The 8,676-nt window shown below is 40.2% G+C and carries 11 protein-coding genes; 6 read left to right on the forward strand and 5 right to left on the reverse strand.

From position 1 onward, the window contains the following. Window positions 1–88 precede the first annotated feature (88 nt). The 4 genes from VK159_RS07315 (at window position 89) to fabD (ending at window position 2,659) form a co-directional block, all read left to right on the forward strand. Window positions 89–499: a 6-pyruvoyl trahydropterin synthase family protein gene (locus tag VK159_RS07315; RefSeq protein ID WP_324229475.1), complete on the forward strand. Its 411-nt coding sequence runs from the start codon at window positions 89–91 to the stop codon at window positions 497–499. Between the two features lie 96 nt (window positions 500–595). Next, the gene (locus VK159_RS07320) at window positions 596–1,009 is read left to right on the forward strand and encodes a 6-pyruvoyl trahydropterin synthase family protein (protein ID WP_324229476.1); all 414 of its coding nucleotides are present in this window, start codon (window positions 596–598) and stop codon (window positions 1,007–1,009) included. 84 nt (window positions 1,010–1,093) lie between these two features. Further along, window positions 1,094–1,690: a GTP cyclohydrolase I FolE gene (folE, locus tag VK159_RS07325; RefSeq protein ID WP_324229477.1), complete on the forward strand. Its 597-nt coding sequence runs from the start codon at window positions 1,094–1,096 to the stop codon at window positions 1,688–1,690. Between the two features lie 78 nt (window positions 1,691–1,768). Continuing rightward, the gene (fabD, locus tag VK159_RS07330; RefSeq protein ID WP_324229478.1) at window positions 1,769–2,659 is read left to right on the forward strand and encodes an ACP S-malonyltransferase; all 891 of its coding nucleotides are present in this window, start codon (window positions 1,769–1,771) and stop codon (window positions 2,657–2,659) included. Between the two features lie 68 nt (window positions 2,660–2,727). Here the strand turns inward: fabD and VK159_RS07335 are convergent, their stop codons facing one another. The 3 genes from VK159_RS07335 to VK159_RS07345 are packed head-to-tail and all read right to left on the reverse strand — an operon-like array spanning window position 2,728 to window position 6,200. Beyond that, window positions 2,728–3,171, reverse strand: a complete 444-nt coding sequence (locus tag VK159_RS07335; protein ID WP_324229479.1) for a GNAT family N-acetyltransferase — start codon at window positions 3,169–3,171, stop codon at window positions 2,728–2,730. Between the two features lie 47 nt (window positions 3,172–3,218). Further along, complete coding sequence (locus tag VK159_RS07340) at window positions 3,219–5,021, reverse strand: serine hydrolase (RefSeq protein WP_324229480.1); 1,803 nt, start codon at window positions 5,019–5,021, stop codon at window positions 3,219–3,221. Between the two features lie 51 nt (window positions 5,022–5,072). Next, window positions 5,073–6,200: a PLP-dependent aspartate aminotransferase family protein gene (locus VK159_RS07345; RefSeq protein WP_324229481.1), complete on the reverse strand. Its 1,128-nt coding sequence runs from the start codon at window positions 6,198–6,200 to the stop codon at window positions 5,073–5,075. 105 nt (window positions 6,201–6,305) lie between these two features. Between VK159_RS07345 and VK159_RS07350 the strand changes: the two genes are divergently transcribed. Next, window positions 6,306–6,800, forward strand: coding sequence for a DinB family protein (locus VK159_RS07350; RefSeq protein WP_324229482.1), 495 nt, complete (start codon window positions 6,306–6,308; stop codon window positions 6,798–6,800). A gap of 16 nt (window positions 6,801–6,816) precedes the next feature. Here the strand turns inward: VK159_RS07350 and VK159_RS07355 are convergent, their stop codons facing one another. Together VK159_RS07355 and VK159_RS07360 are read right to left on the reverse strand one after the other, a co-directional pair. Next, window positions 6,817–7,356 (reverse strand): GrpB family protein, encoded by a 540-nt coding sequence (locus VK159_RS07355; protein ID WP_324229483.1) that lies wholly within the window; start codon window positions 7,354–7,356, stop codon window positions 6,817–6,819. A 23-nt stretch (window positions 7,357–7,379) separates the two neighbouring features. Next, window positions 7,380–7,826, reverse strand: coding sequence for a DUF1569 domain-containing protein (locus VK159_RS07360; protein ID WP_324229484.1), 447 nt, complete (start codon window positions 7,824–7,826; stop codon window positions 7,380–7,382). Between the two features lie 170 nt (window positions 7,827–7,996). Between VK159_RS07360 and VK159_RS07365 the strand changes: the two genes are divergently transcribed. Then, window positions 7,997–8,676 (forward strand): PKD domain-containing protein (locus VK159_RS07365; protein WP_324229485.1); only part of this gene is annotated, 680 nt, incomplete at its 3' end.

The raw sequence follows: 8,676 nt of genomic DNA on the forward strand, positions 1-8,676 counted from the left end.
TTCGGGAAGAATAAAACAAATCGAGGAATAACATCAAAATGCAGCATTCTTATTACCTTTGCGGCCCAACAATTTGATGGGTTAGGCAATGGTTTACTTAACACGATTAGAACATTTTAATGCTGCGCACAAACTCTACAATCCTGACTGGAGCCTGGAGAAGAATGAAGCGATGTTCGGCAAATGTGCCAACGAAAACTGGCATGGGCATAATTATGATCTGTTCGTTACCATTAAAGGACAAGTGAATGAAGACACCGGTTTTTTGTTTGATGTAAAGAAACTGAGTGAGCTCATCAAAATTCATGTGCTGGAAAAACTCGATCACAAGAACCTGAATATGGATGTTGATTTCATGCAGGGAAAAATGTGTTCTACTGAAAATCTGGCAAAAGCCATCTGGCAACAATTACAACCACATCTGCCTTCTGAAGTGCTGCTTCACTGCATAAAACTCTACGAAACGCCCCGCATTTACGTTGAATATTTTGGAGAATAAACCTTTTGCGGCGTACCTTGTTATAGTTCTTCACTCGCCCTGCAAGGTGCTTTAAGGAAAGTTCATGGCAGGTAAAATGTAATCAGGTTTTCTGTCATGGAAAAAAAAGTATCCGTCTTTCGTCACGAACATTTTAACGCTGCCCATCGTTTATACAATCCGGAATGGACCAATGAGCGGAACGATGCGGTATTTGGCAAATGCAACAACCCATCGTTTCATGGTCATAATTATGAACTGGTGGTAAAGATCACCGGTGTGCCTGATAAAGACACCGGCTATGTGATGGATCTTAAAGTATTGAGTGATTTAATAAAGAGTGAAATTCTGGAACGTTTCGATCATAAGAATCTGAATCTTGATACGGTTGAGTTCAAACATCTGAACCCAACTGCAGAGCATATTGCCATTGTGATTCATGATCTGTTACGTCCGCATATCGATGCAGGAAAAGAACTGCAGATACGTTTGTATGAAACACCAAGAAATTTTGTAGAGTATCCGGCATAAATAAAATTTTAATAATTGATAGTTGAAAATGTGGGAGAGTATGCGGCTTCTGATTTTCAAATTCACAAATTTTCAAATTAGACCATGGCTTATAAAAAAACAGAACAATACGAAGAGAAGGTTACTTCAGGATTGATTGAAAGTTACAGGAGTGCTTTAGATTTATTAGGCGAAGATCCTGAAAGGGAGGGCTTACTGAAAACACCTGAGCGTGTTGCAAAAGCGATGCAGTATATGACGCAAGGCTACCAGATGGATGCAAAAGCGATTCTGGAAAGTGCAAAGTTTCACGAAGAAGTAAGTGAAATGGTGATTGTAAAAGATATTGAGTTGTACAGCATGTGCGAACATCATATGTTGCCGTTCTTCGGTAAGGCGCATATTGCTTACATTCCAAATGGATGGATCACCGGGTTGAGTAAACTGGCGAGAGTGGTGGATGTATATAGCCGCCGTTTACAGGTACAGGAGCGATTAACTACGCAGATCCTTGAAGCAATCAAGGAGTCTTTGAACCCAATGGGTGTGGCTGTAGTAGTGGAAGCGCAACATTTATGTATGATGATGCGTGGTGTGCAAAAACAAAATTCAGTCACCACTACATCCGCTTTTTCCGGCGAATTTCAGAAAGAGGCCACCCGTAGTGAGTTTCTGAAACTGATCTCTGGTAAGTTCAATTAAATTTTCTTTTTTTGATAGTGCAAGTCTGTTGTAATTATTGCAACAGACTTCTTTATTTTTGGCCATTAAATATTCATTATGAAGCATGCGTTTGTATTTCCGGGCCAGGGTTCTCAGTTTAGTGGAATGGGAAAGAATTTGTATGATGCAGGAGTTTCGGCCCAACGATTGTTTGAATTGGCCAATGAAATTTTAGGTTTCCGTATTTCTGATATCATGTTCAATGGAACAGATGAGGATCTGAAGCAAACGAACGTAACACAGCCGGCGGTGTTTTTACATTCAGCGATTGCTTATAAAACCATTGAATCGGCAAAGCCGGATATGGTTGCCGGACATTCATTAGGCGAGTTCAGCGCATTAGTAGCGAATGGAGTATTGAGTTTTGAAGATGCATTGCAGTTAGTAAGCGTACGTGCAATAGCTATGCAAAAAGCTTGTGAACTCAATCCTTCAACCATGGCAGCAGTACTTGCATTGGCAGATGAGAAAGTGGAAGAAGTGTGCAAACAAGTGCAGGAAGAAACAGGTGAAGTTGTTGTTCCTGCGAATTACAACTGCCCCGGACAATTAGTAATCAGCGGTTCATTAAAAGGAATTGACATCGCTTGCGAACGAATGAAAGCCGCCGGTGCAAAGCGTGCATTGGTATTACCTGTTGGTGGTGCGTTTCATAGTCCGCTGATGGAACCTGCACGTGAAGAATTGAAAGCAAAAATTGAAAGCACAAATTTCTATACTCCCCAATGTGCTATTTATCAAAACGTGGCTGCAAAAGCGGTGTTGGATAAAGATGAGATCAAACAAAATTTAATCGATCAGTTGACTGGTGCTGTACGTTGGACACAGAGTGTACAATCGATGATTGCTGACGGAGCAAGTAAGTTTACAGAAGTGGGTCCTGGAAAAGTATTGCAAGGGTTGGTACAAAAGATCAATAAAGAAATGGTTGTTGAAGGAGTGAATTAAGAAATCCTTGAGCCGTTAGCCATTAGCTGCAAGCCCTTTGCTCGCAGCTAATGGCTGAAAGCTAACAGCTATACATTGATGCTGCAGTTGATCCACTCGGGATCAAAATTCGCATTATACTTTTTATAAAAATTAATCGCAGGTTCATTCCACTCCAATACCTGCCACACAATACCGCTCATATTTTTTTCTTTTGCTTCAACAATGAGTTGATCGAATAATAATTTACCGATGCCTTTTCCTCTTGCCTGTTCGGTTACAAGAATATCTTCCAAATACATACGCTGTCCTTTCCATGTTGAATAGCGGATATAATACAATGCAAATCCCAGCACAAGATCATTCTCTTCGGCAACAAATGCCCACCAAACAGGATTTGTTCCAAAACCACTGTCAACAAAATGTTCCAGTGTAACTGTTACCTCTTCCGGAGCTTTTTCATAAAGCGCCAGTTCTTTTATAAGCTCCAGTAAGCGGGGGCAATCTTCTTTTACTGCTCTTCTGATAATCATACTTCTATTGATTTACGTCTGACGGCTTTCAGCCGTACCGACGAAGTTTATTTTTTTCTTGTTGCTTTAAACGTTCCGTTTGGTTGTAAAAATGATAACGCAATGATTTCACCTGCATCATTTTTCTCAAAACGAACACTGTAACCGGCTGCAATTTTTAAATTGAACAGATCGGGCTTTACAGGTACTAATTCATAATCTGTCTGGCCGGTTACAAATGCAATCAATGTGTTCTCTCCTTTGATATAAACTTTTACAAGCGTTGGCCCCGGCAGTTCATACTCGCCAACATATTTTTCAAGATCGGCTTTACTAACATCAATTGTTTCTACTTTTTTTGTGAATACAATATCTTTTACGCCAGGCTGCAATGGCAACGACAATGATTCAATTTCGCCTTTGAGATTAATATTGAATTGTCCTTTCATCGCATCATCTTCTTCGGCAGTACCCAATTCTTCATCGTACGGAATAAAGTTGAAGTAATTGAAATGATAATGTTTGATCTTAAAGTTGAGCCCATTGTATTTGCCAATCAATGAATCTTTTTGCAAGTCAATTTTTAAAGTGCCATAACCTTCGTTGGTAAAAGTTCCGGTATATTCAGTAATTGTATGTGTGGGTCTTGTTCCCAGCTTACGTTGTGTACTGTCGGCTTTCAGTTTTTCTTTTGCCGCAGCTTTTGCTTTGTCAACTGCGTTTTTTTGAGTGCGTTGCCAGTCTCTGTATTTTAATCCAAGCAAGCGGTCAATAATTGTGTTACGTATAATGCCGGGAATAGGTGAGCCATTTTGATTGACTGAAACAAAAATACCAATACTATCAGTTGGATAGAACGATGTATTGCTGCTGAATCCATCGATATTACCACCATGCTCTACACGGTAATGTCCACGATAGTTAGCAAGAAACCAGGCAAAACCATAATTGCTGAAGAATACATCCGGGATTTCTTTTGTAGGCAAAAGAGCACCCGTAACCATTTGTGAACTGATAGCCTGATTGTAATAGGAAGCAGGTAAAATTTCTTTGCCGTTGAACTTGCCGCCGTTTACCCACATCATTACCCAATTGGCCATATCTTTTGCATTGGAATTGATAGAGCCTGCAGGACCAATGGCATCAATATTCTTGAATTTCATTTTCATTACTTTGCCATTGTTCTCGGTATATCCAAATGAATAATCAGCCGCTTTTACATGATCGTTCATAGAAGTATTAGAAGATGTCATATTCAAGGGCGTAAACAGTTGCTCTTTCACTAATGTTTCCCAGCTCTTGCCGCTTAATTTTTCTGCCAGCACTCCTTGTGTAAGAAACATAAAGTTGTTGTATTGCCATAGTCTGCGCAGCGGTGCAGTTTTTTCAAAATACCGGATAATGTAAATTAAACTGTCTCTTTTTGTCGGCGCACCATACCAAGCCAGATCATGACGTGGTAAGCCCGTACGGTGGCTCATCATATCTCTTGCAGTTACGTTGTTGTTCAATTCGTCATCAACAAAACGAAGCTCCGGTAAATATTGTGTAACGGGTTTATCTAAATCAAGCTTGCCTTCTTTCATCGGGAAAGCAAGCAAGGAAGATGTGAATGCTTTGGTGCAACTGCCAATAGCGAATAATGTATTTTCAGTAACCGGTACTTTATTTTCGTAATCTTTATAACCAAACCCTTTTGCTAAGATCACTTTGTTTTTTTCAACAACAGCGACCGTTACACCTGCTGCACTCCATTCTTTTAAAATGCGGTTGATGAATGTGTCAAGACCGGCTAGACGCTTGTCTGTTGTTTGTGCAGTTGCTGATTGCAGCAGTAATACTGCAAGGCAGAGAAAGAAGATTTTTTTCATGCGTGATGTTTTGGTTTTATGTTTCGTCGGTGATAAACCGTCAGACGAATATTATAAAGACTTTAATGCCTGTTCAAAATCATTGATCAGATCTTTCACATCTTCAATGCCAACTGAAATGCGTAGCAAATTATCAGGTGTTGGTGAAAGATCGCCTTCAATTGATTTACGGTGTTCAATTAAGCTCTCTACACCACCAAGGCTTGTTGCATGCGTAAACAACTGCAGCTTATCTGCTAATCTTAATACAGCTGCACGATCGCCTTTTACAAGAATGGAAAGCATGCCGCCAAATCCGTTTGTCATTTGGCGTGCCGCCACTTTATGTTGCGGATGCGATGCAAGACCAGGATACAACACACGTTCAATTTTTGGATGTGCTTCAAGATATGTTGCTAATTGCATGGCATTGTTCGAATGAATTGGCATCCGTGCAACAAACGTAGTTAAGCTTCTGCACAACAACCAGCAATCATAAGGCGAAGGAACAGCACCTCCTAATTTCTGACAAGCCTTTATAAAATCGTAACGTTGATCTTTCTCTTTAAAGATCAAAGCGCCGCCAAGAATATCGCTGTGTCCACCCAGATATTTTGTAGTTGAATGCAAAACAATATCAACGCCAAGTTCAGTCGGTCTCGTATAGAACGGTGTAGCCCAGGTATTATCAGCAACTGTAAAACAGTTGTGTTCTTTTGCAATAGCTACAACAGCAGCAAGGTCGGTTACTTTGATCAACGGATTGGACGGTGTTTCGGTCCATACCAATTTTGTATTGGGTTGAATTGCTTTTCGCAACGCATCATGATCCGTCATGTCCACTAACGTGTACGATAAACCGAAACCGGAGAACATGGTATCAAGAATAGTACGGATAGAGAAATAGGTGTCATCAGGCAAAATAATATGATCACCGGTTTTTAAACTTTGAAATACAACGGTTGCAGCGGCGAGTCCTGATGCAAAACTTACACAACCTGCACCGTTTTCCATCTTCGCCAGTTTTTGCTCAAGCGAATGACGGTTAGGGTTATCGTATCTTGAATAAAAGAAACCTCCCGGGTAACTGATGCCATCTTCACCACGTTCGAATGTGGTTGATAAAATAATGGGTGACATTACCGCTCCGCTTCCATCTTTAATATTGTCTTCGTGTATGATGCGTGTTGAAAATTCCATATGCCGTTTTATTTGTAATCCGTGGATAAATGTACGTAATCTGTGCTTTGCGATTTGACGTGCAGAAGATATATTCATTAATTTGGGCTGTAAAATCATACTGATATGAAAGAATTACTTTCAGCTTATGCTGCATATAATCGGTGGGCCTATCAAACGCTTACAGATGCCATCCTTAAAATGGATGAGCATTTACATCAGCAGATTGTGAAAAGCAGTTTCCCGAATTTGTACGCAACTATTCTCCATTTATGGGATGCGGAAAGTATTTGGTGGCAACGGATGGAAGGGCATCAGCAAATGGTGATACCCAGCAAACAATTCAATCCAACCATGAAAGAAGCAATAAACGGCTTGCTGCAACAGGCAGGAGAATGGGAGCGGTTTGTGAGCGCCACCACTGATGAAAATCTGCAACGGGAGTTTTATTATAAGAACATGAAAGGCGAATCGTTTCGTTCAGCAGTGTGGCAGATTACGCATCATTTGTTTAATCATGGCACTTACCATCGTGGTCAGTTAGTGACGATGATGCGGGAGTTAGGAGTTACAGAAATTCCGGCAACTGATTTCATTCATTGGTATCGCACACGAGAGTGATATACTATGAAGTCTCTTAGGCCAAACGCTGCAACGCAGCTGTTACAAGAACCTGTTCAATAAAAGGTTTTGCTTTTTCTTCTTTCAACTGTGCATAAATTTTCTGGTTGTGATTAGCTTCTTCCGCAAGATTCAGCTTCAGTTGCTGGTATTCAATTCTTGCTTCTTCATTTGTTCGCAAATAATCTCTGAATAGAAGATGCCGTTTTAACTCTTCGCTGTGAGCAGGGCAAACATAAAGGTGGTGGGTAATGATATCTAATATAGGATGCTTGATTAATGCATTGTTTCGTTTAAAAACATCTCTGTCTGTTATACCCTGGTTGCCGTTGTGATAATAGCCGATACTTTCTAACCTGTTTTTGATTTCACTGAAGCTTACATTATTTTCAAATACAATATCAATATCAATGATGGGCTTGGCTGATAAGCCGGGAATTGCGGTGCTGCCAACATGTTCAACTGTTACATGCAGGTGCTGCAATACTTCTTGCAATATTGTTTTGATTGTTTGAAAATCGAAAACCCAGTTTGTTGCATATTCCCTTATGAGCATTGGCTGTATTTCTTCGTTTTTACTTATGCGCCGAATTGCCTTAAATGATGATCGGCATGTTTATAAGCAAACAATCCTACTTGGTCTTTTGTCATTGGGCCAAAGAAAGGATGTATGAAGTTGGTATTATTGTAAACGGCAAATTGCTCAATATTACTGATCCATTCTTTTTTATGCAGGTCAATGTCGCAATTTTGCCCGGTGGTTTTCAGCAATTGGCTTGTTGGTGAGTTTCTTCCAAATCCACGATCATCTTTCAGTACTTTCTTCAGCATCATTGGTCCCAACAGGCGTCCAATAAAAACACGCTTTATCACGAGCTTTCCAAAAAACATCTCATCACACAAAATGCAATGCTTCAACATTTGAGATACAGTCATTTTGCCCCATTGAGCATGGTTTTGAAGGGTTAGCGAATTGATCCTGCTTGCTAATTCATCTCTTACTGCGGCATCAAAAACTGTTTTCATGTCGATTGTTTTTAGTCGGTTGTTACTAACTTTTGAGGCGTTGCTAATCTAAAACTTAATTTTAAAGAAAGATAATGATTTGACCGCCTGGGTGTGCACTTGCTTCCTTGCTCTTAAAATTGTATGTTTATTCGATGAAGGGCGGGTTCTTTTTCTCAATCATTGTAATTATGTGGGTTTTAGTTTTGCAGGTTGCCTGCAAGCCGGAATATTCCTGCGAAAATTGCAAAGGAGAGAATCAGCCGCCAATCGCTAAAGCCGGCGCTGATAAAACGATCAAATTGCCAAACGACAGTACCTTGCTCGATGGAAGTGCTTCTACTGATCCTGATGGTAGAATAACAGAATGGTTATGGAAAAAAATTGCAGGCCCGTCTTTGTTTTCAATAAAAGACACAACAGCAAGTAAAACCCTCGTAAATAAATTAGTTCCCGGTGTATATAGTTTTGAATTGAAAGTGGTGGATAATGAAGGACTGTTTGCAAAAGACACTGTGAAAATTCTTGTTGACAGTGCGACAGCACCTAACAGACCTCCTGTTGCAAGAGCAGGACAAGATCAAACCATTACGTTGCCGGTAAATAAGACATTGCTTGATGGAAGTGGTTCAACCGATCCTGACAATAATATAATTGGCTACGCCTGGAGAAAAATTGCAGGCCCGCCGAATTCTGTTTTTTCAGATCCTGTTGCAATTAAAGTAGAAGCATTAGATCTTACCAATGGCGTTTACCAGTTTGAGTTAACGGTTACTGATGCTGACGGATTATTTTCTACAGATACGATTCAAGTGACGGTAAACATCTCACCAAATAAATCTCCCATCTCAGAAGCAGGCAACGATATCAC

Source organism: Lacibacter sp., assembly GCF_035299325.1.
GTDB lineage: Bacteria > Bacteroidota > Bacteroidia > Chitinophagales > Chitinophagaceae > Lacibacter.